Origin of the sequence: Caulobacter sp. 602-1, from assembly GCF_003931565.1 — a bacterium.
GTDB lineage: Bacteria > Pseudomonadota > Alphaproteobacteria > Caulobacterales > Caulobacteraceae > Caulobacter.
In genome coordinates this window covers 409,354-435,654 of record NZ_RRYI01000001.1, presented here as the reverse complement: position 1 = coordinate 435,654, position 26,301 = coordinate 409,354, and the positions used below count along the sequence as shown (strand labels likewise).

The 26,301-nt window shown below is 67.8% G+C and carries 26 protein-coding genes; 18 read left to right on the top strand and 8 right to left on the bottom strand.

Features of this window, described 5'->3' with window-relative positions; genetic code table 11:
• Nucleotides 1-49: 49 nt before the first annotated feature.
• From EIK80_RS02170 to EIK80_RS02135, 8 genes are all read left to right on the top strand, one after another.
• Complete coding sequence (locus tag EIK80_RS02170) at nucleotides 50-646, top strand: aspartyl/asparaginyl beta-hydroxylase domain-containing protein (RefSeq protein ID WP_125155318.1); 597 nt, start codon at nucleotides 50-52, stop codon at nucleotides 644-646.
• A gap of 47 nt (nucleotides 647-693) precedes the next feature.
• Nucleotides 694-1,554, top strand: a complete 861-nt coding sequence (locus EIK80_RS02165; protein ID WP_125155317.1) for a TIGR01459 family HAD-type hydrolase — start codon at nucleotides 694-696, stop codon at nucleotides 1,552-1,554.
• Between the two features lie 19 nt (nucleotides 1,555-1,573).
• On the top strand, nucleotides 1,574-1,999 hold the full coding sequence (locus EIK80_RS02160; RefSeq protein ID WP_199743345.1) for a MaoC family dehydratase: 426 nt from the start codon (nucleotides 1,574-1,576) through the stop codon (nucleotides 1,997-1,999).
• Nucleotides 1,999-2,940 (top strand): bifunctional riboflavin kinase/FAD synthetase, encoded by a 942-nt coding sequence (locus EIK80_RS02155; protein ID WP_125155315.1) that lies wholly within the window; start codon nucleotides 1,999-2,001, stop codon nucleotides 2,938-2,940. The genes EIK80_RS02160 and EIK80_RS02155 overlap by 1 nt, the downstream gene beginning before the upstream one ends.
• Nucleotides 2,941-3,048: 108 nt before the next feature.
• Nucleotides 3,049-4,152 carry a S1C family serine protease gene (locus EIK80_RS02150; protein ID WP_125155314.1) on the top strand — a complete coding sequence of 368 codons (1,104 nt, stop codon included), beginning with the start codon at nucleotides 3,049-3,051 and terminating at the stop codon, nucleotides 4,150-4,152.
• Between the two features lie 166 nt (nucleotides 4,153-4,318).
• On the top strand, nucleotides 4,319-7,282 hold the full coding sequence (ileS, locus tag EIK80_RS02145) for an isoleucine--tRNA ligase (protein ID WP_125155313.1): 2,964 nt from the start codon (nucleotides 4,319-4,321) through the stop codon (nucleotides 7,280-7,282).
• A 99-nt stretch (nucleotides 7,283-7,381) separates the two neighbouring features.
• On the top strand, nucleotides 7,382-7,909 hold the full coding sequence (lspA, locus tag EIK80_RS02140; RefSeq protein WP_233586429.1) for a signal peptidase II: 528 nt from the start codon (nucleotides 7,382-7,384) through the stop codon (nucleotides 7,907-7,909).
• 126 nt (nucleotides 7,910-8,035) lie between these two features.
• A complete protein-coding gene (locus EIK80_RS02135; protein ID WP_125155311.1) occupies nucleotides 8,036-8,608 on the top strand; it encodes a DUF3035 domain-containing protein in 573 nt (190 codons plus the stop codon).
• 61 nt (nucleotides 8,609-8,669) lie between these two features.
• Here the strand turns inward: EIK80_RS02135 and EIK80_RS02130 are convergent, their stop codons facing one another.
• Nucleotides 8,670-9,686, bottom strand: a complete 1,017-nt coding sequence (locus EIK80_RS02130; RefSeq protein ID WP_125155310.1) for a TraB/GumN family protein — start codon at nucleotides 9,684-9,686, stop codon at nucleotides 8,670-8,672.
• A 141-nt stretch (nucleotides 9,687-9,827) separates the two neighbouring features.
• On the opposite strand from EIK80_RS02130, the gene mutL reads away from it, so the two are divergent.
• Nucleotides 9,828-11,738, top strand: coding sequence for a DNA mismatch repair endonuclease MutL (mutL, locus tag EIK80_RS02125; RefSeq protein ID WP_125155309.1), 1,911 nt, complete (start codon nucleotides 9,828-9,830; stop codon nucleotides 11,736-11,738).
• On the opposite strand, the gene EIK80_RS02120 is transcribed toward mutL, so the two are convergent.
• The 3 genes from EIK80_RS02120 to EIK80_RS02110 form a co-directional block, all read right to left on the bottom strand.
• A complete protein-coding gene (locus tag EIK80_RS02120; protein ID WP_125155308.1) occupies nucleotides 11,735-12,511 on the bottom strand; it encodes a MerR family transcriptional regulator in 777 nt (258 codons plus the stop codon). The two genes, mutL and EIK80_RS02120, sit on opposite strands and share 4 nt — an antisense overlap.
• A 78-nt stretch (nucleotides 12,512-12,589) precedes the next feature.
• Complete coding sequence (locus EIK80_RS02115) at nucleotides 12,590-13,954, bottom strand: hypothetical protein (protein ID WP_125155307.1); 1,365 nt, start codon at nucleotides 13,952-13,954, stop codon at nucleotides 12,590-12,592.
• An 86-nt stretch (nucleotides 13,955-14,040) separates the two neighbouring features.
• Nucleotides 14,041-14,637 carry a GNAT family N-acetyltransferase gene (locus EIK80_RS02110; RefSeq protein ID WP_125155306.1) on the bottom strand — a complete coding sequence of 199 codons (597 nt, stop codon included), beginning with the start codon at nucleotides 14,635-14,637 and terminating at the stop codon, nucleotides 14,041-14,043.
• Between the two features lie 151 nt (nucleotides 14,638-14,788).
• Between EIK80_RS02110 and EIK80_RS02105 the strand changes: the two genes are divergently transcribed.
• Nucleotides 14,789-16,096: an acyl-CoA dehydrogenase family protein gene (locus EIK80_RS02105; protein ID WP_125155305.1), complete on the top strand. Its 1,308-nt coding sequence runs from the start codon at nucleotides 14,789-14,791 to the stop codon at nucleotides 16,094-16,096.
• 148 nt (nucleotides 16,097-16,244) lie between these two features.
• The gene (locus EIK80_RS02100) at nucleotides 16,245-16,757 is read left to right on the top strand and encodes a methylated-DNA--[protein]-cysteine S-methyltransferase (RefSeq protein WP_125155304.1); all 513 of its coding nucleotides are present in this window, start codon (nucleotides 16,245-16,247) and stop codon (nucleotides 16,755-16,757) included.
• On the opposite strand, the gene EIK80_RS02095 is transcribed toward EIK80_RS02100, so the two are convergent.
• On the bottom strand, nucleotides 16,754-17,179 hold the full coding sequence (locus tag EIK80_RS02095; protein WP_125155303.1) for a DUF4345 family protein: 426 nt from the start codon (nucleotides 17,177-17,179) through the stop codon (nucleotides 16,754-16,756). The two genes, EIK80_RS02100 and EIK80_RS02095, sit on opposite strands and share 4 nt — an antisense overlap.
• 29 nt (nucleotides 17,180-17,208) lie before the next feature.
• Nucleotides 17,209-17,592: a VOC family protein gene (locus tag EIK80_RS02090; protein WP_125155302.1), complete on the bottom strand. Its 384-nt coding sequence runs from the start codon at nucleotides 17,590-17,592 to the stop codon at nucleotides 17,209-17,211.
• Nucleotides 17,593-17,768: 176 nt separating this feature from the next.
• On the opposite strand from EIK80_RS02090, the gene groES reads away from it, so the two are divergent.
• The 4 genes from groES to EIK80_RS02075 all read left to right on the top strand — a co-directional run bounded on the left by groES (nucleotide 17,769) and on the right by EIK80_RS02075 (nucleotide 20,492).
• Nucleotides 17,769-18,059 (top strand): co-chaperone GroES, encoded by a 291-nt coding sequence (groES, locus tag EIK80_RS02085; protein WP_013080760.1) that lies wholly within the window; start codon nucleotides 17,769-17,771, stop codon nucleotides 18,057-18,059.
• A gap of 57 nt (nucleotides 18,060-18,116) precedes the next feature.
• On the top strand, nucleotides 18,117-19,760 hold the full coding sequence (gene groL, locus EIK80_RS02080; RefSeq protein WP_125155301.1) for a chaperonin GroEL: 1,644 nt from the start codon (nucleotides 18,117-18,119) through the stop codon (nucleotides 19,758-19,760).
• Nucleotides 19,761-20,006: 246 nt separating this feature from the next.
• Nucleotides 20,007-20,138, top strand: coding sequence for a hypothetical protein (locus tag EIK80_RS26545; protein WP_233586400.1), 132 nt, complete (start codon nucleotides 20,007-20,009; stop codon nucleotides 20,136-20,138).
• A gap of 39 nt (nucleotides 20,139-20,177) precedes the next feature.
• Entirely contained in the window at nucleotides 20,178-20,492 is a 315-nt protein-coding gene (locus EIK80_RS02075) for a hypothetical protein (RefSeq protein ID WP_125155828.1), read from the top strand.
• Nucleotides 20,493-20,496: 4 nt separating this feature from the next.
• On the opposite strand, the gene EIK80_RS02070 is transcribed toward EIK80_RS02075, so the two are convergent.
• Nucleotides 20,497-21,504 carry an IMCp domain-containing protein gene (locus tag EIK80_RS02070; protein WP_125155300.1) on the bottom strand — a complete coding sequence of 336 codons (1,008 nt, stop codon included), beginning with the start codon at nucleotides 21,502-21,504 and terminating at the stop codon, nucleotides 20,497-20,499.
• 141 nt (nucleotides 21,505-21,645) lie between these two features.
• Between EIK80_RS02070 and EIK80_RS02065 the strand changes: the two genes are divergently transcribed.
• Nucleotides 21,646-22,800, top strand: coding sequence for a DUF3089 domain-containing protein (locus EIK80_RS02065; RefSeq protein WP_125155299.1), 1,155 nt, complete (start codon nucleotides 21,646-21,648; stop codon nucleotides 22,798-22,800).
• A gap of 84 nt (nucleotides 22,801-22,884) precedes the next feature.
• On the opposite strand, the gene EIK80_RS02060 is transcribed toward EIK80_RS02065, so the two are convergent.
• Nucleotides 22,885-23,067, bottom strand: coding sequence for a DUF1328 family protein (locus EIK80_RS02060; RefSeq protein WP_125155298.1), 183 nt, complete (start codon nucleotides 23,065-23,067; stop codon nucleotides 22,885-22,887).
• 139 nt (nucleotides 23,068-23,206) lie between these two features.
• Here EIK80_RS02060 and cobT point away from each other — a divergent pair, with 139 nt between their 5' ends.
• Both cobT and EIK80_RS02050 read left to right on the top strand, forming a co-directional pair.
• Nucleotides 23,207-25,132, top strand: a complete 1,926-nt coding sequence (gene cobT / locus EIK80_RS02055; RefSeq protein ID WP_125155297.1) for a cobaltochelatase subunit CobT — start codon at nucleotides 23,207-23,209, stop codon at nucleotides 25,130-25,132.
• Complete coding sequence (locus EIK80_RS02050; protein WP_125155296.1) at nucleotides 25,129-26,226, top strand: esterase-like activity of phytase family protein; 1,098 nt, start codon at nucleotides 25,129-25,131, stop codon at nucleotides 26,224-26,226. The genes cobT and EIK80_RS02050 overlap by 4 nt, the downstream gene beginning before the upstream one ends.
• Nucleotides 26,227-26,301: the final 75 nt, after the last annotated feature.

Sequence of the window (26,301 nt, the reverse complement as noted above, 5' to 3'; positions counted from 1 at the left end):
GGAAGATCACCGCTTGTGGCGACGCGGAGCACCAGCATAAGCTGAAACCATGCGCTTTCCAGACCGCGTGCGTTTGCCCTTGGCCTTCGATCCGGACCGGCTGCGCGCGGATCTCGCGCGGGTCGAAGCCGACACGACCTGGGTCTCGCATTTCGTCCGCCAGAACTATGACGGCGACTGGAGCGCCATCGCCCTGCGCTGCATGGCCGGCGAGACCCATCCGATCCGGATGATCTATTCCGACCCGGTCCGCACCGACTACGTCCCGACGCCGTTCTTGGAGGCCTGCGCCTATTTCCAGGCGGTCCTGGCCGCCTTCGAATGCCCGCTGACCAGCGTGCGGCTGATGAAGCTGGCGCCCGGCTCGGTGATCAAGGAGCATACCGACCTCGACCTGTGCGCCGAGGACGGCAAGGCGCGGATCCATATCCCGATCACCAGCAATCCGGACGTCGAGTTCAGGGTCAACGGCGTCGCCGCGCCGCTGGCCCCGGGCGAGGCCTGGTACCTGCGCCTGTCCGACCCTCATACGGCGGCCAATCGCGGGGCCACGGACCGTGTTCACCTGGTCATCGACGCCCGCATGAACGACTGGCTGGCCGAACAGATGAGCCTGGCCCTGGCGATCGAGGGCGCGAACGCCTAGATGGCTCCTGGTTGACGCCCACTCCCGCGAGCTTTACCGCCCAATCCATGATGGACTTTCCCGCTGGCCTTTCCGCCCTTTCCGACCGCTACGACGTGGTGCTGTGCGATGTCTGGGGCGTGATCCACAACGGGGTGGAGAGCTTCCCAGAGGCTTGCGCGGCGCTGACCCGGTGGGGCCAGACCAAGGGTCCGGTGGTGCTGATCTCCAATTCGCCGCGCCCCTCGTACGACGTGGTCGCTCAGCTGGACGGCCTGGGCGTGCCGCGCTCGGCGTGGCAGGGCTTCGTCACCTCGGGCGACGCGACCCGGGCCCTGCTGACGCCGCACACGGGAACCAAGGTCTGGAAGATCGGTCCCGAGCGCGACGGACCGCTGTGGGCGGGCTTCGACCTGACCCTGGCGGGCCCCGAGGACGCCGACTTCATCCTGTGCTCGGGCCTCTACGAGGACGAGAAGGAAATCCCCGAGGATTATCGCGATCGCCTGAAGGTCGCCGCCGACCGGGGGCTGCTGTTCATCTGCGCCAATCCCGATCGCGTCGTGCAGCGCGGCGAGCGCCTGATCTTCTGCGCCGGGGCCCTGGCCGATCTCTATGAGACCCTGGGCGGCAAGGTGATCATGGCCGGCAAGCCCTATGCGGCGATCTACGACCTGGCCGTGGCCGAGGCGGCGCAGCTGCTGGGCCGTCCGGTCGACCGCGACCGCGTGCTGTGCATCGGCGACGGCGTCATCACCGACGTCAAGGGCGCCCACGACCAGAGGCTGGCCTGCCTGTTCATCGCCAAGGGCATCCATGGCGAGAAGGCGATCGGTCCCGATGGCCTGCTGATCCCGGACGCCGTCCGGGCCCTGCTCGACGCCGAGGCCGTGGGCGCGACCCACGCCATCGGCGACCTGGTCTGGTGACAACAAGAACAAGGGGATCGTGATGCAGGGCAAGTTTCTCGAAGAGCTGAGCGTCGGCCAGTCCGCGCAGCTGGTCCGCAAGGTCGGCGAGGCCGACATCGTCGCCTTCGCGCAGGTGACCGGCGACACCAATCCGGTGCACCTGGACGCCGACTACGCGGCCACGACCAGCTTTGGCGAGCGCATCGCCCACGGCATGCTGTCGGCCGGCTACATCTCGGCGGTGCTGGGCACCACCCTGCCCGGGCCGGGCGCGATCTACCTGTCGCAGACGCTGAAATTCAAACGCCCGGTCAAGATCGGCGACGAGGTCACCGCCGTGGTCACCATCTCCGAGATCAACGAGGCCAAGGCCCAGGTCACCCTCGCCACCGTCTGCAAGGTGGGCGGCAAGGCGGTCGTCGACGGCGAGGCCGTGGTCATGGTTCCGCGCAAGGCCGCCTGATGTCGCTCAAGACCGTCAACGCCTGGAAGAACCTCCCCGCCGACGAGCGCGGCGCCGCCGTGGCGCTGGGCAATTTCGACGGCGTGCATCGCGGCCATCAGCAGGTGATCGCCCAGGCCGCGAAAGCGGCCCTGGCCGACAAGACGCCGCTGGGCGTGATCACTTTCGATCCACACCCGCGCCGCCTCTTCCGGCCGACCGAGCCGGCCTTCAAGCTGATGACCCACGGCCAGCAGGCCCGGGCGCTGGGCGGCCTCGGCGTCGACCTGCTCTATCTGCTGCCGTTCGACTTCGAGATGGCCAGCTTCAGCGACCGAGAGTTCGTCGAAAAGGTGCTGGTCGAGGGCCTCGGCGTGAAGCACGTCGCCGCCGGCTTCGACATCTCGTTCGGTCGCGGCCGCAGCGGCAGCGCCGACCTGCTGAAGACCTATGGCGACGAATACGGCTTCACCGTTTCGATCGCCGAACCCGTGGCCAGCCGCGACGGCGACAAGTTCTCCTCGACCGGCGTCCGCGACGCGCTGCGCAACGGCGAGCCGGACCAGGCCGCCCGCATCCTGGGCCGGCCCTTCGCCATCGAGGGCGTGGTGCGCCGGGGCCAGCAACTGGGCCGCCAGTTGGGCTTCCCCACCGCCAATGTCGAGGTCGAGGACTATGTCGTCCCCAAGCTCGGCGTCTACGCCACCCGCACCCGTCTGCCCGACGGCCGCGAGGTCCCCGGCGTGGCCAATCTCGGCAACAATCCCACCACCGGCATGGTCGAGACGCGGCTGGAGACCTGGCTGTTCGACTTCGACGAGGATCTCTACGGCCAGATCATCGAGACCGACCTGATCGCCTTCCTGCGCCCGGAACTGAAGTTCGACAGCCTTGAGCTGATGATCGAACAGATCCACCGCGACGAGCAGGCGGCGCGGGCGATCGTGGCGCCGGGGTTCTAACTATTTTTCCCTCCCCTTGATGGGGGAGGGGGGCTCTCCCGACGCACGAAACCCTTTCCCCTCTTCCCACGCCCCGTTAACCTTGTTTAACGGCTGGGTGGGGACCGCATGCTCAAGGGGCGCAAGTACCAACATTTCGCGCGCGCCAAGCGGCCGAAGACGCACACCCACGAGATCCTGGCCTATCCCGAAGGCGCGCGGTTCGTGTTCGACACCGGCAAGGCGCTCGAGGTCGAGGGCGGCTATTGCGCCCTGCCCGACGGCGACTTGCTGGACGCCTATTCCAACGCCGTGGTCCGCGCCGTCGAGCGGGTCGGCCCCAGCGTCGTGCGCATCCATCCGATGCTTGAGGATCCCCGGATGTCCGGCGTCGGCTCAGGCTTCGCCATCGGCGCCGACAAGGAGCTTGGGGGCGGGCTGATCCTGACCAACAGTCACGTGATCCAGGGCGCCAGCCGCTTCGTGGTCATCACGGCCGAGGGCCGCAATTTCACCGCCCGCTGCGTCGGCGACGATCCCGACACCGACCTGGCCGTCATCAAGATCGACCAGGCGGCCGACATTCCGGCGGCCCGGCTGGGCGACTCCAAGAAGCTGCGGCGCGGCCAGCTGGTCATTGCCATCGGTGCGCCTTTGGGCTTCGAGGCCACAGTGACCACCGGCGTCGTCTCGGCCATGGGCCGGTCGTTGCGCGGCGAGCGCGGCCGCCTGATCGAGGACCTGATCCAGACCGACGCGGCGCTCAACCCCGGCAACAGCGGCGGACCGCTGGTCAACTCGACCGGCGAGGTGATCGGCATCGCCACGGCGATCATCGCCGGCTACCAGGGCCTGTGCTTTGCGGTGGCGGCCAACACCGCCAGGTTCGTGATCGGCGAGCTGCTGGCGCACGGCCACGTGCGACGCGGCTCGATCGGCCTGATCGCCCAGCAGGCCCCGATCCCGCCCGCCCTGGCGCGAGCCACCGGCGTCCAGCAGCCCTATGCGGTCTATGTCGCCCATGTCGATCTCGGCGGCCCCGCGGCCAAGGCGGGCGTCAAGGAGGGCGACCTGCTGATCGCCGCCGGCGACCGCCCCTTGACCGGCCTTGACGATCTGCTGCGCGCCCTTGACCACCACAGCATAGGCCATCCGACACCGTTCCTGGTCATCCGCAACGCCCGCCTGATGACCGTGACCGTGACGCCGAAGCTGCGGAAGCCGGGGGCTTAGCCGAAGCCTTTGCGCCCCGGCCCTCCCTCTGCTATCCCGCTGGCCATGAATTTCGTTCGGAAGATTTCGCGAATTATCCGCCCGGCGTGACGCCGCCGGACGATCCTCCAGCGCGCGCCGGGTTTTCCCGCCCTCTTCCGATACCTTCAAGCCGGACACCTATTCCATGGCCGACGACGCCACGACCGCCCGCGACTATCGCGAAACCGTCTTCCTTCCCGACACCCCGTTCCCGATGCGCGGGGGCCTGCCCAAGAAGGAGCCCGAGATCCTGGAGGGCTGGGCCGCCCTGTCGCCCAAGGGCCTCTACGGCGCTGTTCGGGCGAAGAGACAAGCCGAGGGCGCCCCGCTGTTCGTGCTGCACGACGGCCCGCCCTACGCCAATGGCGCGATCCACATCGGTCACGCCCTGAACAAGACGCTGAAGGACTTCGTGGTCCGCTCGCGCTTCGCCTTGGGCTACGACGTCGACTACGTGCCGGGCTGGGACTGCCACGGCCTGCCGATCGAGTGGAAGATCGAGGAAGAGTTCCGCGCCAAGGGCCGCCGCAAGGACGAGGTCCCGGCCGAGGAGTTCCGCACCCGCTGCCGCGAATATGCCGGCGGCTGGGTCGAGGCCCAGAAGACAGAGTTCCAGCGCCTGGGCGTCCTGGGCGACTGGTGGAACCGCTACGCCACCATGGACTTCACCTCCGAAGCCACGATCGTCGCCGAGTTCCACAAGTTCGCGGCCTCGGGCCAGCTCTATCGCGGCTCCAAGCCGGTGATGTGGAGCCCGGTCGAGCGCACGGCCCTGGCCGACGCCGAGATCGAGTATCACGACCACGTCAGCCCCACGATCTGGGTGAAGTTCCCGGTCAAGGTCTATGACGACGAGCACTATGCGCTATCGGGCAATCCGGCCGGCGACAACGTCTTCCGCCTTCAGCCCAACGACGCCTCTGTCGTGATCTGGACCACCACGCCGTGGACTATCCCCGCCAACCGCGCCATCAGCTTCAACCCGAAGGTCGAGTATGGCCTCTATGAGGTGGAAGCCATGGAGGAGAACCTCGAGTTCGCCCCGTGGTCGAAGGCCGGCGACCGCCTGATCATCGCCGACAAGCTGGCCGAGGACGTCCGCAAGGCCGCCAAGGTCGCGACCTGGCGCCGGATCGAGCCCGTCGATCCCACCGGCCTGATCTGCGCGCACCCGCTGGCCCAATTCGACGAGGGCTTCGGCTTCGACGTGCCGCTGCTGGCTGGCGACCACGTCACCGACGACGCCGGCACGGGCTTCGTCCACACCGCCCCGGGTCATGGCGCGGACGACTATCTCGTGTGGCTGAAGAGCGGATACGCACTGGACTCCATCCCCGACACCGTCGACCCGGACGGGGCCTACTACCCGCACGTCCCCCTGTTCGCGGGCCTCAAGGTCATCGAGACCGAGGGCAAGAAGGCCGGCAAGTTCGGTCCGGCCAACGCGGCGGTGATGGACAAGCTGATCGAGGCCGGGAACCTGCTGGCGCGCGGCCGCGTCGAGCACAGCTATCCGCACAGCTGGCGCTCGAAGGCCCCGATCATCTTCCGCAACACACCCCAGTGGTTCATCCGCATGGATCAGCCGCTTGAGAGCGGCAAGACCCTGCGGGAGACGGCCCTCCAGGCCATCGCCGACACCGCCTTCCACCCCGACGCCGGCCGCAACCGCATCGGCTCGATGGTCGAGACGCGCCCCGACTGGCTGGTCAGCCGTCAGCGCGCCTGGGGCACGCCGCTGGCCATGTTCGTCGACAAGGAGACCGGCGCGCCGCTGATGGACGCTGACGTCAACGCCCGCATCCTGGCGGCCATCCGCGAGGGCGGGGCCGACGCCTGGTTCTCGCGTCCCGACGCCGACTTCCTGGGCGACGCCCATGACCCAGCCCAGTACGAGAAGGTCGGGGACATCCTGGATGTCTGGTTCGACTCCGGCTGCACGCACGCCTTCACGATCGAGGGCCGCGACGACAGTCACTGGCCAGCCGACCTCTATCTGGAAGGCTCCGACCAGCACCGCGGCTGGTTCCAGTCATCCCTGCTCGAAGGCTGCGGCACCCGCGGCCGCGCGCCCTACAAGGCGGTTCTCACCCACGGGTTCACCCAGGACGAGAACGGCGAGAAGATGTCCAAGTCCAAGGGCAACACCGTCGAGCCGCAGACCATCACCAAGGAAAGCGGCGCCGAGATCCTGCGCCTGTGGGCGGCGATGGTCGACTATTCGGAAGACCAGCGGATCGGCAAGACGATCCTGGCCACCACCACCGACGCCTATCGCAAGCTGCGCAACACCACGCGCTACCTGCTGGGCGCCCTGGCCGGCTTCGATGAGGCCGAGCGGGTCACCGACTACGCCGACTTCCCGCCGCTGGAGAAGTACATCCTGCACCGCCTGTGGGAATTGGATGGCCAGGTGCGCGCCGCCTACGAGGCCTATCGCTTCGCCGACGTGACGCGCCCGCTGATCGAGTTCTGCCAGGGCGATCTGTCGACGCTGTTCTTCGATATCCGCAAGGACAGCCTCTATTGCGACGCGCCCAACGCTACGCGCCGTCGGGCCTATCGCACCGTGCTGGACTATGTGTTCGAGCGCTTGACCATCTGGCTGTCGCCCTTGACCAGCTTCACCATGGAAGAGGCGTGGCAGACGCGCTTCCCCGAAGCGGGCTCCAACAGCCTGCGGGTGATCCCGGCGACGCCGGCCGAGTGGCAGAACGACGCCGAGGCCGCCCGCTGGGCCAAGGTCGAGACCGTGATGTCGGTGGTCACCGGCGCCCTGGAAGTCGAACGCCGCGAAAAGCGCATCGGCTCGGCGCTGGAGGCGGCGCCGGTCGTGCACGTCGCCGACGCCGATCTGCTGGCCGCCTTCGACGGCCTGGACGCCGCCGAGGTGTTCCGCACGTCGGCCGCGACCCTGGTCGCCGGTGAAGGCGGCGCGTTCACGACCGACGAGGTCAAGGGCGTGTCGGTGGATCCCAAGCTGGCCGAGGGGAACAAGTGCGCCCGCTCGTGGCGCATCCTCCCCGAGGTGGGAACCGATCCCCGCTATCCGGAGCTTAGCCTTCGCGACGCCGAGGCCGTGGCTTATTGGGACGCGACGCACAATTAGCCCCCTTCCTTCTTGATGGGGGAAGGGTTGGGGATGGGGGTGACGGGGCGCTGGCCGTGCTCGCGACGATCGCCGCATCACCCCCACCTACGCTCCCCCATCAAGGGGGAGGGAAGAACGGAGAAGGCCTTGAAAATCACCCGCCTCGGCTGGACCGCCTACGCCGTCGCCGCCGCCACCCTGGTTCTGGACCAGATCTCCAAGCTCTGGATCCTGGGGCTGCTGGGCCGCGAGCAGGGCTCGTCCGTGCAAGCCATTGGTCCGCTCTACCTGACCATGGTCCATAACTACGGCATGAGCTTTGGCCTGCTGAAGGACCACGACTGGGGCCGCTGGCTGCTGATCGGCTTTTCGATTCTCGTGGTGATCGGCCTGTCGTTCTGGGCGCGCAAGGCCACCAAGCTCCTACCGGCCATCGGGGTCGGCATGATCATCGGCGCGGCGATCGGCAACAACCTGATCGACCGGGTGCTGTACGGCTATGTCGTCGACTTCATCGACGTCTCGCGCCTGAACTTTCCCTGGGTTTTCAACATCGCCGACTCGGCGATCAACATCGGGGTGGCCCTGCTGCTGATCGACAGCTTTCTCTACGGCGAGAAGAAGCTGGCCGACCCCGCCGAGTAGCCTGGCCGCGCGAGTTCGGGCCGAATAACGCCGCATTCGCGTGGGAGATTGGCGCCCGGGCGCGGATGTCGTATCGAGAGCGTCCAAATTTCTGGGCCGGGGGTCGGCCTGCTGGAGCATGGTTTGATGAGTTTCAATCGGGTCGCGACCGTGAGCGCCCTGACCGCCATTGCCGCGATCGGCATGGCTGGCTGCACCTCGACCCAGAAAGCCCTGGGCATGAACAAGGTGGTTCCCGACGAATTCCGCGTCGTCAGCAAGGCCCCGCTGGCCGTGCCGCCGGACTATGCCCTGCGCCCGCCGGCGCCTGGCGAGCCGCGTCCGCAGGAACTTCAGCCGGAAAGCGCCGCCCGCGCCGCCCTCATCGGCCAAAGCAACGCCGCCGGTCGTTCTGAAGGTGAAAAGCTTCTGGTCGCCCGCGCCGGCACCGACAAGGCCGATCCGCTGATCCGCTTCGTGGTCGACGATGAGAACGGCGACCTGGCCCACAAGGACGAGAGCTTCGCCAGCAAGGTGATGTTCTGGAAAAAGGGTCAGCCCAAGACGACGAACGTGGCCACCGCCGCCGAGTCGGGCGCGAACGCCCCGGCCGAGATCGACGCCGCCGCAGAGGAAGCCCGCCTCAAGAAGCTGGTGGGCGCCGGTGGCGTGGTCATCAGCCGCGAGAAGAAGACCGGCATCAAGCTGCCGGGCCTCTAAGGCTTTAACGACTTCAAGATACGAACGGCCCGGAGCCTCGCGGTTCCGGGCCGTTTCGTGTTCAAGGCTGGACTTCGTCCGGCGTGGTGATCGTGTAGCCCTTGGCCTTCAACTTGCTGAGTACGCCCTCCTCGGACAGCAGCGGGCGGAAGTTGACCAGCGCCACCGACTTGCCGGGCGTCTTCAGGGCCTGATCGATGGCCTTGGTCGAGCGATCGATCGTCTTGCGGATCTCGGAGGCGACGCCCGGCGTCGCCGACAGGCAGGCCTGGTAGCCGCGATCGGCCGCCGCGAGCTTGACCACGTCGCCCTCGGCCCAGCGCTGAGCGGTCTCGACGGTCCGGAAGCCGCCGGCGTCGGCCTCGCGCAGGCCCGCGTCCAGGCAGAACTCCTGCATCGGCTTGGGCAGCGAGCCGACCGACTTCAGGGCGTCGATCACGTCGTAGCCGTCCAGCTTCTGGATGCGCGGGCGCTTCTTCAGCTCGCCCTTCTTGGCGATCTCCTCGACCTTGTCAGCCACGCCGCCGCTCTGGATGTTGATCGAGCCGCCCTTCTTCATGTTGGCGACCAGGAAACCGGCGAAGGCCGGCTTGATGTCGTCCATGCTGTCCAGCTTCTCGTCGCTGTCGGCGAGACGCTTCTCCAGGCGAGCCCGCAGCTCGGGCGGCAGGGTGTCGCGCATCGGCTTGTCGGCCAGGAAATAGCGCCGGCCGCCCATGGCCAGGCCGATGACCCGGACGATGCTGATCTCCGGCTCGGGAGCCATGATCAGACGATTGGCGCCATCAAGGCGACGTTCCAGCACCGAGGTGTCGAACGCCAGGGTCTTGGGCGACAGGGCCGGGATGGCCAGAATGTAGACGGTGCTGTCGGCGTCCGACACCTTCCACCAGGCCGGTCCGGGCAGCTTGGCGTTGACGACCAGTTCCTCGACCAGGGTTCCTTCCGGATCGACCGCGCGCAGATCGACCGGCGCGGTCTGGTGGATCGAGACCTCATTGCGAGCCTGCCCCAGCGCCGATCCCCCGCAAAGCAGCGAAAGGGCGAGGCCGGCGGCGGCGAAACGGCGAAGGGTCACTATCTGTCTTCCTCGAACGGCGGCGGAATCGAGATAAACTCCGCATTCTCCCTTCGTTGGCCGATCCGTGTTTGGCCGGTCAACTTAAGGAGTTGCAATGCTGGCGCTTCCGCTCCGGCCTGCCTGGTGAAAGTCCGTGTGATGCCCATCCGTCGCCTGCCGCCCGAGACCGTCAACCGCATCGCCGCCGGCGAGGTGGTCGAACGGCCCGCGAGCGCGATCAAGGAGTTGGTCGACAACGCCATCGACGCCGGCGCCACGCGGATTGAGGTCGAGGCCCACGGCGGCGGCCTGACCCGGATCCTGGTCGCCGACGACGGCTGCGGCCTGTCGGCGGACGAACTGCCGGTGGCCATCGAGCGCCACGCGACCTCGAAGCTGGCGCCCGACGAAGACGGTCTCTGGGACCTGTTGCGCATCCACACCATGGGCTTCCGGGGCGAGGCCCTGCCGTCGATCGGTTCGGTGGCGCGGCTGTCGATCAGCTCGCGGGCCAAGGGGTCGAGTGACGCCCACTCGATCCTGGTCGAGGGGGGCCAGGTGGGCGAGGTTTCACCCGCCGCCTTCCCTGGCCCGCATGGGGCGCGGATCGAGGTGCGCGACCTGTTCTACGCCACCCCCGCGCGGCTCAAGTTCATGAAGTCCGAGCGCGCCGAAGCCCTGGCGATCACCGAGGAGATCAAGCGCCAGGCCATGGCCAACGAAAGCGTCGGCTTCTCGCTGGACATCGACGGCCGCCGCATCCTGCGCCTGCCGCCCGAGCATCCGGGGCCGCAAGGTCGACTGGCGCGCCTGGCCGCCGTGCTGGGCCGCGACTTTCAGGACAACGCCATCGAGATCGACCAGGTGCGCGACGGCGTGCGGCTGTCGGGCTTCGCGGGCCTGCCGACCTACAACCGCGGCAACGCGGCCCACCAGTACCTGTTCGTCAACGGCCGGCCGGTGCGAGACCGCCTGCTGCAAGGCGCCCTGCGCGCGGCCTACGCCGATTTTCTGGCGCGGGATCGCCACCCGACGGCGGCGCTGTATGTGACGCTCGACACCAGCGAGGTCGACGTCAACGTCCACCCCGCCAAGGCCGAGGTCCGCTTCCGCGACCCGGCCCTGGTGCGCGGTCTGATCGTCGGGGCCCTGCGCCACGCCCTGGCCGGGGCCGGCCACCGCGCCTCGACCACCGTCGCCGCCCAGGCGCTGGACAGCATCCGCGCCCAGCAGAGTCCGTTCCCGGGGTATCAGCCGGGGCCTTCTCCGGCTGGCTTCTCGGCCTGGCGCGAAGGCGGCTGGACGCCGCCGACCCAGCGTCCGATGGATCTGCCGGGCCTGAACGCGGTGTCGGCCCGCGTCGAACCCGGCTATTCGCCGGGTTTCGGGGGCGAACTGGCCGAGGTGGTGCGCGAGGCCTATGCCAACGTCGCCTTCGAGGACCGTCCCGCCCCGGACTACGCGTCCGCCGCGCCGTTCGACCCCGTCGACTTCCCGCTGGGCGCGGCCCGGGCCCAGGTGCACGAGACCTATATCGTCGCCCAGACCCGCGACGGCATGGTCATCGTCGACCAGCACGCCGCCCACGAGCGCCTGGTCTATGAGCGCATGAAGGGCGAGATGGCCGCCGGCGGCGTGTCTCGCCAGACCCTGCTGCTGCCCGAGGTGGTCGACCTGGACCCCGCCGAGGCCGAGCGCGTGGTCGCCCGGTCCGAGGAACTGGCCAGCCTGGGTCTGGTCATCGAGAGCTTCGGCCCCGGCGCGGTGCTGGTGCGCGAGACGCCGGCCCTGCTGGGCAAGACCGACGCCGCCGCCCTGGTCCGCGACATCGCCGACGACCTGGCCGAGAACGGCGCCGCCCTGGCGCTGAAGGAGCGGCTGGAGGAGGTCTGCTCCACCATGGCCTGCCACGGCAGCGTCCGCGCCGGTCGCCGCCTGAACGGGGCCGAAATGAACGCCCTGCTGCGCGAAATGGAGGCCACGCCCCACTCCGGCCAGTGCAACCACGGCCGCCCGACCTATGTCGAACTGAAGCTGGCCGACATCGAGAAGCTGTTCGGGCGGCGCTAAGCCGTCCGCCGCTCCGCGAACGCGCGCATCGCTTCAGCCAGATACTCCGTCAGCCCCGGCGCGACCGCTTCGTAGCGAGCGGTGAACTCCGGATTGTCCAGGTACAGCCGCCCCAGGCCCGTGAACGCCTCCGGCGTGGGTTCGCGGTTCCAGCCCTTCGCGATCCAGCCCCACCAGCGGCGCATGACCGCGCTGACTGCGTCGCTATCGGCGGGCAGGCCTTGGGTCAGGGCCTTGGCGACTTCCGCCTCCATCTCCAGCTGCTCGGCCTGGAAAGCGTTGAACTCCGCCTTCGTAAGGCTGCTCAGCTTGGCCTTCGCTGTGGCGATGGCCTCTACGGCCTTGCCTTCGCCGAGGCGCTCGGTCAGCCAGGCCTCCCGCGCGGCCTGCTTCGCCGGGTCGAAGCCATCGAACATCTGCTTGTCGTCCATCGTCTCGTCTCCTTTAAGGTCGGCGAGGGTGCGGTCCACGATGTCCACAAGCTTGGCGTAGCGCTCGACCTCGGCCGCCAGGCGTTCGCGATGGGCGCGAAGCGCGGCGGCGAGGTCGAAGACCGGGTCGTCCAGCGCGGCCCGGATGTCCTTCAGCGGAGTCTCCAGGGCGCGATGGAAGAGGATCTGCTGCAGGCGCAGCAGGTCCTGACGGTCATAGTAGCGATAGCCGTTGGCCCCGACGGCGCGAGGCCGCAGAAGACCGATGGCGTCATAGTGGTGCAGAGCCCGCACCGAGACACCCGACAGCTTCGCCATCTGTTTGACCGTGTAGACGCTCAAGTGAGACCTTCCCTCTCGATGGGGCGATCAGTCAGGTCTGACGCGACGTCAGGGTCAATGCATGAAGATAGGCAGGTTCTAGGCGGCGTTTGCCGCCGCCAGGGTCGCGCCGTCGGGACTTGCGACCGGCTTGTCCAGCAGCTCCGTGACCGCCGGGCCGCGGACGATGGCGATGCCGCCGGCCTTGCAGGCCTCCAGCTCCACCGAAGAGCCGACATTGGCCACCGCCTGCGCCACGTCCTTGGCGACATAGGCGGCCTTGCGCTCGACGAACTTGAGGATCTGCTTCAACCGGTCGTGCTCGGTCTCGCCGTTCAGCACCAGGGTGATGCTATCGACCAGCTCGGGCGGCAGACCAGAGATCGGGAAGGTCGGGTCGGTGACCTGGACGTCCATCCGCGAGAAGCTGCTCTTCAGGAGCAGGCGCATCTGCTGCAGCATGCCGATCGAAGCCTCGCGCGGCGTGGCGTAGATCGTGGCGGTCAGACGCGGCTGCTGGTCCAGCGGATAGCGCGACAGGCGGCTCTTATAGGCGTCCTGCGAGGCGGGCGTGGTCAGGTTCCAGAACCCGAACGGCACATGGATCTCACCGAAGGTCGCGGTCTTCAGGGCGGCCTGCGTGTCGGTCAGACAGATCAGGTCGCGCTTCAGGAGCTTGGCGTCGTCCTCGGGCGGCGGACCGATCAGGTCCGAGCGCATGCTGATCGCCGAGCCGACAAAGGCCCCCAGGGCAAGATCATAGACGCCCCACCAGCCGGTCTCGGCCGGCGGCGGCGGCGGCGCGACCTTGGCGGCGGGCTTGGGCGCGGGCGCCGGCTGAGCCTTGGGCTTTTCCGGCGCGACGGGCGCGGTGGCGGGCTGCGTGGCCTCGGCGGAGACCGGCTTGATCGGTTCGGCCGTGGGAACGGTGGACACGGGCGCGGCGGCCTTGGCCGCTCGCTCCGGCGTGACGGTCGTGGCGGCGGTCAGGCCCTGTTTCTTGGCGCTGGCCTTGTCCTCGGCCAGGGTCTTGGCTTCCGCGCGCGTGCTGGGGCGGGGCTCGACGCTGTCGGCGGTGACGACGTGGACACGGCCGGCCGGGCCCTCATAGCCCTCGCCCGCCATCAGCCCGGCCAGCTCGGCCTGCGACAGGGCGGCGAACTGCAGAACCGCCTGCTCGTCGCCCTCGAAGGTCATCAGGGCGATTTGACCAATCGGACGTCCGGGGAACAGCACCTTCTCGAGCTCGGCGGCCAGGGCCTGCATCTCGGTGGGGTTGAGGGTCTCGACCCGATTGTCGGCCAGGACGAAGGCCAGGGGCGCCACGGCCCCGCACTTGCGCGGCTTGCGCCATCTCGCCTTCAGGAACGCGTCCGCCACCCCCTGAGCCTTGTGCTTGGGGACTTCACCCGGCTGGCTCTCGCCAACGGTGAACAGGATACGCAGGCAGCAGATGGCCGTCATGAGGCCAGACCCTAGCGGCCGAAGCTTTGTGAACGGTTACAACCGCCGGGATAACGACGTTTTATTTCGCTGGCGCGGGAACCTTTTTAGACGAAGGTCTCGCTAAGGCGGAATTCCAGCCGTTCGCGGACGGCCGGCCAGTCGTAATCGGTGATCGAGAACACCGCCGTGTCGCGGATGTGGCCGGTCCAGGTGACCTTGTGATTGCGCAGCACGCCTTCCTTGCTTGCCCCCAGCTTCTCGACGGCGGCCTGGCTGCGGGCGTTGCGGACGTCGATGTTGAACTCGACGCGGATGGCCCCGGCCTTCTCGAAGGCGTGGGCCAGCATCAGGCGCTTGCTCTCGGGATTGACCGGGCCCGAACGCGCGTCGGGGTTCAAGAAGGTCGAACCGATCTCCAGCCCCCCATGCAGGCGACGGATGTTGAGATAGCTGGAGGTGCCGACGATCTTGCCGTCCGAAAGGCGGCGGATGACGTAGCCGATGCGCTCGCCGCGGTCGGTCTCGCCTTGCAGCGCGCCCCAGAAGTCCTCGAAGCCCTCGCCGCAGCCGTTGACCGACATGATCTCCCAACTGGCGGGATCGCAGTCGACGGCGTCCCGCAGGGCGTCGCGGTGATCGATGGTGATCGGTTCGAGCCGGACATAGCGGCCCTGCAGGGTGTCGGCGGTCAGGTTCAGCATGGTCCCGTTGTCGGACAGGACGCGCGCCCTGACAACCCGCCTCGAAAGTCTCCTTGAGCAAGACGGGACCGCTTGCCGCCCGCGTAAAGCCAGTCTACAAACACTTCAAACAAGCGTTTGACACATTGAGAACCGGGCAGAGGGAACGACCATGGATTTCGACATCTCCCCCACGCAGCGCGCCTTCCTGGACCGCGTCACCGCGTTCATGGACGAGCACATCTATCCGGCGGTCCCCGTCTACGACGCCGAGATGAACGTCCTGGGCGCCGAGCGCTGGAAGGTCGTCCAGGTCGTCGAGGAGCTGAAGGCCAAGGCCAAGGCCGCCGGCCTGTGGAACTTCTTCATGCCGCCGCACAGCGGCCAGGTTCATGTCGACGACACCTTCCAGTTCGAAGGCGTCCAGCTGACCAACCTGGAATACAGCCTGATCGCCGAACAGCTGGGCAAGGTCGGCTTCGCCTCGGAAGTCTTCAACTGCTCGGCGCCCGACACGGGCAACATGGAAGTGCTGATGCGCTACGGCACGCTGGCGCAGAAGGAAAAGTGGCTGCGCCCGCTGATGAACGGCGAGATCCGCTCGGCCTTCCTGATGACCGAGCCGGCCGTGGCCAGCTCGGACGCAACCAACATCGAGACCCGAATCGAGCGCGACGGCGATCACTATGTGATCAACGGCCGCAAGTGGTGGTCCTCTGGCGTGGGCGATCCGCGTTGCAAGGTCGCCATCGTCATGGGCAAGACCGATCCGGACAACCCCAGCCGCCACGCCCAGCAGAGCCAGGTGCTGGTGCCGCTGGACGCGCCGGGCATCGAGATCGTCCGTATGCTGCCGGTGTTCGGCTATGACGACGCCCCGCACGGCCACGCCGAGGTCATCCTCAAGGACGTGCGCGTGCCGATCGAGGACGCCCTGCTGCTGGGCGAAGGCCGCGGCTTCGAGATCGCCCAGGGGCGCCTGGGCCCCGGCCGCATCCACCACTGCATGCGCACCATCGGCACGGCGGAAGTCGCGCTGGAGAAGATGTGCAAGCGCCTGATGAGCCGGAAGGCCTTCGGCAAGTACGTCTCGGACCACTCGGTGTGGGAAGAGCGCGTCGCCGACGCCCGCATCGACATCGAGATGTGCCGCCTGCTGTGCCTGAAGGCCGCCGACATGATGGACAAGGCCGGCAACAAGTCGGCCCGCCTGGAGATCGCCATGATCAAGGTCGCCGCCCCGCGCCTGGCCCTGAAGATCATCGACGACGCTATCCAGGCCCATGGCGGCGCCGGCGTGACCACCGACTTCGGCTTGGCCAAGGCCTATGCCGGCATCCGCACCCTGCGCCTGGCGGACGGCCCGGACGAGGTGCACCAGCGCACCATCGCCCGCATGGAATACGGCAAGTACGGCGACCTCGTTTACAAGCAGAAGGCCGAGAAGGAAGCCGCGCTGCACGTGCCGGGGATCCGTTGATCTAGCGCCTTGCTTGCCCCCTCCGCGCTTCGCGCTCTTCCGCCCCCCGAGGGGGCGGACGACCGCGAAGCGGTCAGGTGGGGGCAAGTGAGGCGGCCGCCACAAGATCCGGGCGGACACCCTCGCCCTGCCCGGCGATGATCGCCCCATGAGTCGCCCCGCTCGCCTCTTCCTCGACCGCGCGCCCTCGCCGATCGGCGAGCTGCTGATCGTCACCGACGAGACCGAAACCCTGCGCGCGCTGGACTTCCACGACCACGAGCACCGCCTCCACCGTCTGCTGAAAACCCACTACGGCCCGCTGCGGCCGAACGTCGGCGCCGCGCCCGCCCGGATCCGCGACGCCGTGGCCGCCTATTTCGCCGGTGAGTTCCACGCCCTGAACAGCATCGCCTGGGCGACCAACGGCACGACCTTCCAGCACGCGGTGTGGACGGCGCTGACCCAGATCCCGGCCGGCGCGACCATCACCTATTCGGAGCTTGCCCGTCGCGCCGGGCGTCCGCTGGCGATCCGCGCCGCCGGCCACGCCAATGGCTCCAATCCGTTGAGCATCGTCGCGCCCTGCCACAGGGTGATCGGCATGGACGGCGCCTTGACGGGCTACGGCGGCGGCGTCGAACGCAAGCGCTGGCTGCTCGCGCACGAGAAGGCGCTTTAGGCTAGCCTCGCGCCGTCCAGCACCACGCGGCCGATATTGAAGAACGGCAGGCTGAGCGTGACGCCGATCAGCGCGTTGAACACCATCGCGCCGCTGTTGTAGCGCCCGGCCTCGCCGTCCAGCGCCGCCGAGACCGCCCGGCCCGCCGCCGCGCCCAACCAGGCGACGGCCAGCGCCATGGCCATGGCGGCCCCAATGCGGGGCTGATAGCCCAGATAAAGCGCCGCCACGCCGTGCGAGGCGATCAGCACCCCGCCCAGGGCTCGCCCTTCCGCGAACAGCGGCGGCTTGGGGGTGTCGTCATCGGCGAGCCCCGCCAGGCCCAGCATGGTCTGCGGTCGCGCCAGGATCATGCCGCCCAGGGTCCCGCCGATGACGCAGGCCAGGACCGCCAGGAACAGCGACAGGACGTAGCTCGACATAGGCCTTGGTGCTCCTGCTATTCTCGACGCTATTCCGGCGCGCGGCAGACGGCCTCGACGTTGAAGCCGTCCGGGTCCAGAACGAACGCGCCGTAATAGTCCTTATCGTAATGTGGGCGAAGTCCGGGCGGACCATTGTCTTTTCCGCCGGATTTCAACGCGGCTTCGTAGAAGGCGTCGACCTGGGCGCGCGTCTCGGCCGCGAAGGCCACGTGGAGCTTGCCCTGGGTCGCGTCTTGCTCGGAAATCCAGAACATCGGCCGTGTGACGCCGTAGCCGGCGGCGTCCACCCCGCCGGTGAATTCCTTCGGCACGACATAGAGTCGGCGAATCCCCAGCGGGTTTAGCGCGGCGTCATAGAAGACCGCCGAGCGCTGGAAATCGGCGACCCCGAACCCCACATGATCGAACATCGAACCCTCCCGCATTAACCGGCGCCGCAAAAAGTTCGCGGGCGTCGTCCTTGACTCCCCCGAGCCTCCTGCCTAACTCACGTCCGACGTTGGCACTCGATGGGAGCGACTGCTAACAAAGCAGCTCCCTCGGTCCGACGCAGCCTTACTTGAAACCGTTCCGACGGAGAACACCCATGAAATTTCGTCCCCTGGGCGACCGCGTCCTCGTGAAGCGCGTCGAAGAAGAAACCAAGACCAAGGGCGGGATCATCATCCCCGACACCGCCAAGGAAAAGCCGCAGGAAGGCGAAGTCGTCGCCGTCGGCCCCGGCGCGCGTAACGATAAGGGCGAAGTCGTCGCCCTGGACGTCAAGGCCGGCGACCGCATCCTGTTCGGCAAGTGGTCGGGCACCGAAGTGAAGGTCGACGGTCAGGACCTCCTGATCATGAAGGAAAGCGACGTCCTGGGCGTGGTCGAGGCCTAAGGCCTCCCCGTTCCCATCGCTTCCGAACTCAAGTTTCTCTTTTAGAAGGGCTCTCAGATGGCCGCTAAAGACGTCTATTTCTCCTCCGACGCGCGCGACAAGATGCTGCGCGGCGTCAACATCCTCGCCAACGCGGTGAAGGTGACCCTGGGCCCCAAGGGCCGCAACGTCGTCATCGAAAAGTCGTTCGGCGCTCCGCGCACCACCAAGGACGGCGTCTCGGTCGCCAAGGAAATCGAACTGGCTGACAAGTTTGAGAACCTCGGCGCGCAGATGATCCGCGAAGTCGCCAGCAAGACCAACGACAAGGCCGGCGACGGCACCACCACCGCCACGGTGCTGGCCCAAGCCATCGTCCAGGAAGGCCTCAAGTCGGTCGCCGCCGGCATGAATCCGATGGACCTGAAGCGCGGCATCGACAAGGCCGTCCTGATCGCCGTCGAGGACATCAAGGCCTCGTCGAAGAAGGTCACGACCAACGCTGAAATCGCTCAGGTCGGCACCATCTCGGCCAACGGCGACAAGGAAGTCGGCGAGATGATCGCCAAGGCGATGGACAAGGTCGGCAACGAAGGCGTCATCACGGTTGAAGAAGCCAAGACCGCCGAGACCGAACTCGACGTCGTCGAAGGCATGCAGTTCGACCGCGGCTACCTGTCGCCGTACTTCATCACCAACGCCGACAAGATGGAAGTTCAGCTGGAAGAGCCGCTGATCCTCCTGTTCGAAAAGAAGCTGTCGTCGCTGCAGCCGCTGCTGCCGGTGCTGGAAGCCGTCGTCCAGTCGGGCCGTCCGCTGGTCATCATCGCCGAGGACGTCGAAGGCGAGGCCCTGGCCACGCTGGTCGTCAACAAGCTGCGTGGCGGCCTGCGCGTCGCCGCCGTCAAGGCTCCGGGCTTCGGCGACCGCCGCAAGGCCATGCTGGAAGACATCGCCATCCTGACCGGCGCTCAAGTCGTGTCGGAAGACCTGGGCATCAAGCTCGAGAACGTGTCGCTCGACATGCTCGGCAAGGCCAAGAAGGTCTCGATCACCAAGGACGACACCACGATCGTGGACGGCGTTGGCGAGAAGGCCGACATCGAGGCCCGCATCGCTCAGATCAAGCGCCAGATCGAAGACACCACGTCGGACTACGACAAGGAAAAGCTGCAAGAGCGTCTGGCCAAGCTGGCCGGCGGCGTCGCGGTCATCCGCGTCGGCGGCTCGACCGAAGTCGAAGTGAAGGAAAAGAAGGACCGCGTTGACGACGCCCTGAACGCGACCCGCGCGGCCGCCGACGAAGGCATCGTCCCGGGTGGCGGCACGGCTCTGCTGAAGGCCTCCAAGGCCCTGGCCGGCGTGACCGGCGACAACGACGACCAGACGGCCGGCATCGCCATCGTCCGTCGCGCCCTGCAATCGCCGATCCGCCAGATCGCCGAGAACGCCGGCGTCGAAGGTTCGATCGTGGTCGGCAAGATCCTGGAAAGCGACAGCGCCTCGTTCGGCTTCAACGCCCAGACCGAGCAGTATGTCGACCTGGTCGCCGACGGCGTCATCGACCCGGCCAAGGTCGTCCGCACGGCTCTGCAGAACGCCGCTTCGGTGGCCGGCCTGCTGATCACCACGGAAGCCGCGATCGTCGAAGCCCCCAAGAAGGGCGGCGGCGCTCCGGCCGGCGGCGGCATGCCGGGCGGCATGGGCGACATGGACTTCTAAGAGAAGTCCATAAAGTCGCCCATCTTCCAAGGAGATCGGGATCGGCAAGCCGATCCCGAGCGGCGACATGGACTTCTAAAAGAAGTCCTGTCAGCTAAACGCTGAAATGATCGAGGGCGGGGCCGCGAGGCTCCGCCCTTTTTCTTTGTCCGCATGGCGACGATCTCACACTCCCGTGACGAGCGAGAACCAAGGCCAAGGATCGACGTTAACCTTCCGCTCACGTTTCAGGGCATGGAGGCTGAAATGTCGTTCGTGCGTTCGTATTCCACTCATCGTCGGCGCCGCGCGTCTCGCGCCAATCTTATCGTATTGGGCGTCTCCGCCTGGCTCGTGCTGGGCCTGATCAGTCAGGCCGCGTTCCAGCTGATCGGCTAGGCCCTATCCGCGAGGCCGAGCGAGCGCTACATGCGCTCCATGTTCCGCCAACGCCCCGACGCCGATCTGATCGTTCAAGGCTGGGTCATCGGCGTGATGGTCGAGGTCCAGGGCGAGCGCTTGCCGGTTCGTCACTACTTCGCCGTTGGAAAGGCCGATCGCGCCCGGGCCGAGTGGACGGCCGTAGACCTGGCGATGGACGCTGGCTCGGTGGCTTCCAGCCCCATCGGCGGCCAGGAGCCCGTCGAGGCCCTGCGCGAGATCGTCGCCTACAGGATGCGCGAGCTGGGCCTGAAACCCGGCGAGGCCCGCGCTCTGGGCGACAAGAGCCCGAGGCGCTGGCTCTCCCTTTGAAATCCTAGTGACGCTTGCCGCCGCCGCCGCAGGCGCTACAGCCGCCCTTGCCGCCACCGCCGTGATAGCCGCCGCCGATGTGGATCGAGGACGACGCCGAAGCGGAGGCCGAGCTCGAGGCGTAACCGCTCGAAGAACCGCCAGCATAGCCGCCTGCGTAGCCGCCACCGCCAGCTAGGCCGGGACCGCCGTAGCCGCCGCCGCGTCCGCCGGACTGCGCGCCGATATAGCCCATCGGCAGAGGCGGCGGCTCGATATAGTTGCCCCAGGCCGAGCTGCCGGCCGAACCCGCGTTCCAGCCGCCGCCGGCGCTGTAGCGCGACTCCGAATAGTCGTAGGATGACCGCTCGCGGCTCTCCTCGTAATAGCTGTCCTCATAGCGATGACCCCCGCCGCACGGGCTGCACTGCTGCTGGACGACAGCGCCGCCGCAGACGCGCGGCTGGCAGGCGCCTTGCGGCTGGACCGGCACATAGACGGGACGATCGACATAGACGTAGATCGGCACCTGGACGATCTTCTCGACGACCTCGCCGCCGCAGGCCCGTTGGCACGGGGCGGGTTGCGGGACCGGCACGGGGCGATCCACGGGAACGGGACGATCGACATAGACCGGACGATCAACCGGCACTTCGACCCGCTTCTCAACAATCTTCTCGACGGGACGGTCGATATAGACGGGTCGCTCCACGATCTTCTCGACCGGCACCTGGACCAGCTTCTCGACCGGCACCTCGATGCGCTTTTCGACCACGACCGGCCGCTCGACGATCACCGGCTTCTCGACGATCTTCTCTACGACCTGGGTGGTGGGACGGTCGACATAGACCGGCACGCGGCGCTCCACCACGCGATCGACATAGACCACCTTGGCGCGCGGCTTGACCCGTTTTGGCGCATGGGCCTGACGGACGGGCGCGCGCTCATAGCCGTCGGCCAGCACGGGCGAAGTCAGGGTGAGGCTGGCGAAAGCGGCCAGCACGCCGACGCGGAGAAGGATCTTGGGGCTCATGGCCAACCTCGATGCGGAACACGGAACGTCCCTTGTCGGGACAGTCCCGGCTGGCGTCGCAAGCCCGGCGCCAAGCCCCCTTGGCGATCCGCGTTCCCTCGGCCATTGTCCGGGCCAAACAAGTGTTCGGGGAGGATGACGATGGCGAGATTTCTGACGGCCCTGGGGCTGACCATGGGCTTGGCCCTGACCGGTGTGGCCTGCGCCCAGGTCCCGGCCAACACCGCCCCCAACGACTACGGCAAGAAAGAGAACTGGCTGTGCCTGCCGGGCCGACAGGACGCCTGCGCGGTCGACCAGACCACCACCATCGTCCAGGCCGACGGCAAGACCTCGACCGAGACTTTCAAGCTGGCGACCAACCCCGCCTACGACTGCTTCTACATCTATCCGACCGTCTCGACCGATCCGGGCGGCAACAGCGACATGGTCATCGACGAAGCCGAGCGCCGGGTGGTCGAGCAGCAGCTGGCGCGCTTCGGCGGTCAGTGCCGCCTGTTCGCGCCGATGTACCGTCAGGTGACCCTGGCGGCCCTGCGCGCCGTGATGATGGGCCAACCCTCGCCGGGCGACGGCGTCCTGGCTTACGGCGACGTGCGCGACGCCTGGCGCTGGTATCTGGCGAATGAGAACAAAGGGCGCGGCGTGGTCTTGCTCGGCCACAGCCAGGGCTCGCGAATGTTGCTGGACCTGCTGAAGAACGAGGTGGACGGAAAGCCCGCCCAGAAGCAGATGATCTCGGCCTACGTCCTGGGCATGAACACGCCGGTGACCGACGGCCAGTTCGGCTCCATCCCGCTGTGCGACAAGGCCGATCAGGCCGGGTGCCTGGTGACCTATGTCTCGTTCCGCGCCGCGAGCCCGCCGCCGGCCAACAGCCGCTTCGGCAAGACCGACGAACAGGGTCGCCGCGCCGGCTGCGTGAACCCCGCCGCCCTGGTCGCCGGCAAGGCCTCGACCGACGAGACGCCGGTGCACAGCTATCTGAGCAGCAAGGGCTTCCTGTCGAGCGGCGAACCCAAGCCGTTCGCCAAGGATGTGACGGTCTCGACCCCGTTCGTCTCGCTGCCCGGCCTGATCTCGGCCCGGTGCGTCAGCGAGGGCGAATTCACCTATCTGTCGGTCGCGGTGAACGCCGACCCGGCCGACCCGCGCACCGACGAGATCACCGGTGATGTGATGGTCGCCGGCCAGCCGCTGAAGGACTGGGGTCTGCACCTGATCGACGTCAATCTGGAGATGGGCGACCTGAATGCGCTCGTGGCCCGTCAGGCCAAGGCGTACGCGGGACGCTAGGACCTCTCCCACGGGGTCCTAGCGCCACACTGATGCCGGCGGCGGGGTCGACATCCGCTCCGGCCCGCGCAAGGCGCGCGGCGGCTATTTCGGGCCGGCCGCCGCCTTGAACACGGTCACGCCCAGCAAAGCGACGATCACGAAGCCGAGCAGGAACAGGAAGAACAGAATCTTGGCGACGCCGGCCGCCGCGCCGGCGACGCCGGTGAAGCCCAGGGCGCCCGCGATCAGCGCGACGACGGCGAGAATGATGGCCCACTTGAGCATTTGCGTCTCCTTACGAGGGCGTCAGAGCGGCGCCATTGACGGATTCCGGAGGCGCCGAAGCGGCGCCGATGAAAAATCAACGTCTCGTCCAAGCACGGCGTTCCTTGTTTTCGCCGCCCGGCGCCGCTAACTCGAAGCCATGGCCTCCAAGCCCGAAAGCCCGACCGAACCCTTCAAGCGCGCCCTGGCGCACGCGGCGCGCTCGCTCGCCGAAACGCCGGACCTTGAGGTCGTGTTCTCGGGCGACGGCCCGCAGCTCCTGGGCAAGCGGGCGGTTCTGCCGCATCCGCCGCGGGACCTGAACGCCAAGGAGGCCGCGCGCATCCGGGGCCTGGCCGACCAGATGGCCCTGCGTCTGGCCCACCACGACCCGATGGCCCACGCCCGCGCTCGTCCGGCCTCGCCCGACGGTCAGGCGGCGTTCGAGTCGATCGAGCAGGCGCGCCTGGAAGCCATCGGCGCCAACGCCCTGGGCGGGGTGCGCCAGAACCTGACCGCCGCCCTCGAGGCGCGGCTGGAGAAGCAGGGGCTGACCCGCGCCATCGCCACCGATCGCCAGTCCGCGCCCATGGCGGAGATCCTGGGCCTGATGGTCCGTGAGCGCCTGACCGGCGACGCGCCGCCCGACGGCGCCAAGGCCCTCGTGGACATCCTGCGTAACGACATCGAGATGAAGGCCGGCAAGGACCTGGATCGCCTGGCCGCCGCCATCGACGACCAAGCCGCGTTCGCCCGCGTGACCCGCGAGATCCTTCGCGATCTCGACTTGGGCGAAGAAATGTCCGACGCCACCGACAGCGCCGACGAGGACGATGGCGAAGAGGAAGGCGCGACCGAGAATTCCGACGAGGATCAGGGCGAGGGCGAAGGCGAGCAGCCCGAGGGATCCTCGCCGCAGGAAAGCGAGGCCTCCGACCGCGAGACCGAGGCCGGTGACGAGGAGATGGTCCAGTCGGACCAGGAGGGCGAACCCGAGGAGTCCGACGAGCAGCCCGAGATGGGCGACGGCGCCAAGCCGGCCCGTCCCGATCCGGGCGCGTCGCAGGGCGGCGAGCCGCTCTACAAGATCTTCACCACGGCCCACGACGAGGTCGTCGACGCCGAGGACCTGTGCGACGCCGAGGAACTGACGCGCCTGCGGGCCTATCTGGACCAGCAGCTGTCGGCGCTGTCCAGCGTCGTCTCGCGCCTGGCCAACAAGCTGCAGCGCCGCCTGCTGGCCCAACAGAACCGCGCCTGGACCTTCGACCTCGAGGAAGGGATGTTGGACGTCGCCCGCCTGACGCGGGTGATCATCGATCCGACCGCCCCCCTCTCCTTCAAGCAGGAAGAGGACCAGGAGTTCCGCGACACGGTCGTCACGCTGCTGATCGACAATTCCGGCTCTATGCGCGGGCGACCGATCATGGTGGCGGCGATCTGCGCCGACATCCTTGCTCGGACCCTGGAGCGCTGCGGGGTCAAGACCGAGGTGCTGGGCTTCACCACCCGCGCCTGGAAAGGCGGAACCAGCCGCGACGAGTGGATCAAGGCCGGCAAGCCCGCCGCGCCGGGCCGCCTGAACGACCTGCGCCATATCATCTACAAGGCGGCCGACTCCCCGTGGCGCCGGGCCCGCAAGAACCTGGGCCTGATGATGCGCGAGGGGCTCCTGAAGGAGAACATCGACGGCGAGGCCCTGATGTGGGCCCACCAGCGGAACATCGGCCGGCCCGAAGCCCGCCGCATTCTGATGGTGATTTCCGATGGCGCCCCGGTGGACGACTCCACCCTGAGCGTCAATTCGGGCCACTATCTGGAGCGTCACCTGCGCCAGGTCATCAGTGAAATCGAGACCAAGAGCCCCGTTGAGCTGATCGCCATCGGTATCGGCCATGACGTCACGCGCTACTACCGCCGGGCCGTCACCATCGTCGACGTCGAGCAATTGGGCGGGGTGCTGGTCGAGCAGTTGGCCGCCCTGTTCGAGGAAGAGCCGCGCCAGATCGCCCGCGCGCGGGGCCTGCTGGCCCCGCCGCCCGTCGTGACGCCGCAAGCGCCCAAGGTCGGCAAGGTTTCCGCGTGATCGGTCTTCGCGCCGCGCTCGTCCTGGGCATGGTCGGCGGCTTGAGCGGCCTAGCCACCCAGTGCACGCCGCGCAGGCCGCCGCCGGTGGTGTCAACCCCGCCGGCGCCGGTGAAGGTTGGGCCTGAGATCACGGTCACCGCCACGCCCGTGCCGCTGGACGCGTCCAACCCGGCCAAGACCGCGCTGGACGGCGGCTTCTCTTACGCCGGCGGCCTGGTCCTGACCAGCACGACCACCTCGCGCCTGCATGGCCTGTCGGACCTGTCGGTCACCGCCGATGGACGGCTGACGGCGATCAGCGATGAAGGCGACGTCTTCGAGGCCAAGGTCCAGTTCGACGCGGCCGGCCAGCTCGTCGGCCTCACCGACACCAAGCTGTGGCCGCTGAAGGGACCGGACGGCCAGCCGCTGCGAAACAAGCAGCAGGCCGACGCCGAGGGCTTGGCCGTGCTGCCCAACGGCGACCGCCTGGTCAGCTTCGAGCGCGACCACCGCATCTGGCGCTACGCGGTCGGACCCGATGGGACGTGGAGCCTTCCAGCCCCCGCGCCGAAGCCCGCCACCATCTTTCCGGACAACGAGGGCATGGAGGCGATCTCGGCCTACCCCGCCGCCGGTCCGGACGCCTATATCGTCGGCGGCGAGGAGGGCGAGGTGTGGCTGTGCCGGTTGTCGGCTGATTGCAAGGCGCTGCCGCCGCAGTCGGGCCCGGACTTCACCTGGGGCCTGACCGGCTTCGCGCCTTTCCAGGGCGCGGCCGTGGCCACCCTGCATCGCGGCTACGACCCCATCCGCGGCTGGCGCTCGATCGTGCGTTTCATCTCCGACCCGACCCAGCCCACGGCCCGCCAACGCACCGCCGCGACCTTGCGAATCGAAGGCTCCTTGCCGCGGGACAACTTCGAAGGCGTGTCCATCACCGCCGCGCCGCCAGGCGCGCCGGCCGGCGCGACGCGCCTCTATCTAATCTCGGACGACCAGGCGATCGGCGCCAACCAGCGCACCCTACTGCTGGCCTTCGACTGGGTCGCCCCGCCCCTGCCCGCGCCCATGCCGCCCAAGGCGATCCGCAAGCCCGTTCGCAGACGCTAAATCCGTTTCGTTTCAGACGAGACGGTTTCATTGCCAACCATATGATTAAATTGGACTTTTTGTCTCATAGGCCGA

Coding starts and splice junctions, on each gene's coding strand:
- EIK80_RS02150 (WP_125155314.1), top strand. CDS start 3,049: ATGCTCAAGGGGCGCAAGTACCAACATTTCGCGCGCGCCAAGCGGCCG.
- EIK80_RS02155 (WP_125155315.1), top strand. CDS start 1,999: ATGTCGCTCAAGACCGTCAACGCCTGGAAGAACCTCCCCGCCGACGAG.
- EIK80_RS02070 (WP_125155300.1), bottom strand. CDS start 21,504: ATGAGCCCCAAGATCCTTCTCCGCGTCGGCGTGCTGGCCGCTTTCGCC.
- EIK80_RS26545 (WP_233586400.1), top strand. CDS start 20,007: ATGTCGTTCGTGCGTTCGTATTCCACTCATCGTCGGCGCCGCGCGTCT.
- EIK80_RS02165 (WP_125155317.1), top strand. CDS start 694: ATGATGGACTTTCCCGCTGGCCTTTCCGCCCTTTCCGACCGCTACGAC.
- EIK80_RS02090 (WP_125155302.1), bottom strand. CDS start 17,592: ATGTTCGATCATGTGGGGTTCGGGGTCGCCGATTTCCAGCGCTCGGCG.
- mutL (WP_125155309.1), top strand. CDS start 9,828: ATGCCCATCCGTCGCCTGCCGCCCGAGACCGTCAACCGCATCGCCGCC.
- EIK80_RS02095 (WP_125155303.1), bottom strand. CDS start 17,179: ATGTCGAGCTACGTCCTGTCGCTGTTCCTGGCGGTCCTGGCCTGCGTC.
- ileS (WP_125155313.1), top strand. CDS start 4,319: ATGGCCGACGACGCCACGACCGCCCGCGACTATCGCGAAACCGTCTTC.
- groES (WP_013080760.1), top strand. CDS start 17,769: ATGAAATTTCGTCCCCTGGGCGACCGCGTCCTCGTGAAGCGCGTCGAA.
- EIK80_RS02065 (WP_125155299.1), top strand. CDS start 21,646: ATGGCGAGATTTCTGACGGCCCTGGGGCTGACCATGGGCTTGGCCCTG.
- cobT (WP_125155297.1), top strand. CDS start 23,207: ATGGCCTCCAAGCCCGAAAGCCCGACCGAACCCTTCAAGCGCGCCCTG.
- EIK80_RS02100 (WP_125155304.1), top strand. CDS start 16,245: ATGAGTCGCCCCGCTCGCCTCTTCCTCGACCGCGCGCCCTCGCCGATC.
- EIK80_RS02075 (WP_125155828.1), top strand. CDS start 20,178: ATGTTCCGCCAACGCCCCGACGCCGATCTGATCGTTCAAGGCTGGGTC.
- EIK80_RS02060 (WP_125155298.1), bottom strand. CDS start 23,067: ATGCTCAAGTGGGCCATCATTCTCGCCGTCGTCGCGCTGATCGCGGGC.
- EIK80_RS02110 (WP_125155306.1), bottom strand. CDS start 14,637: ATGCTGAACCTGACCGCCGACACCCTGCAGGGCCGCTATGTCCGGCTC.
- groL (WP_125155301.1), top strand. CDS start 18,117: ATGGCCGCTAAAGACGTCTATTTCTCCTCCGACGCGCGCGACAAGATG.
- EIK80_RS02170 (WP_125155318.1), top strand. CDS start 50: ATGCGCTTTCCAGACCGCGTGCGTTTGCCCTTGGCCTTCGATCCGGAC.
- EIK80_RS02105 (WP_125155305.1), top strand. CDS start 14,789: ATGGATTTCGACATCTCCCCCACGCAGCGCGCCTTCCTGGACCGCGTC.
- EIK80_RS02135 (WP_125155311.1), top strand. CDS start 8,036: ATGAGTTTCAATCGGGTCGCGACCGTGAGCGCCCTGACCGCCATTGCC.
- EIK80_RS02115 (WP_125155307.1), bottom strand. CDS start 13,954: ATGACGGCCATCTGCTGCCTGCGTATCCTGTTCACCGTTGGCGAGAGC.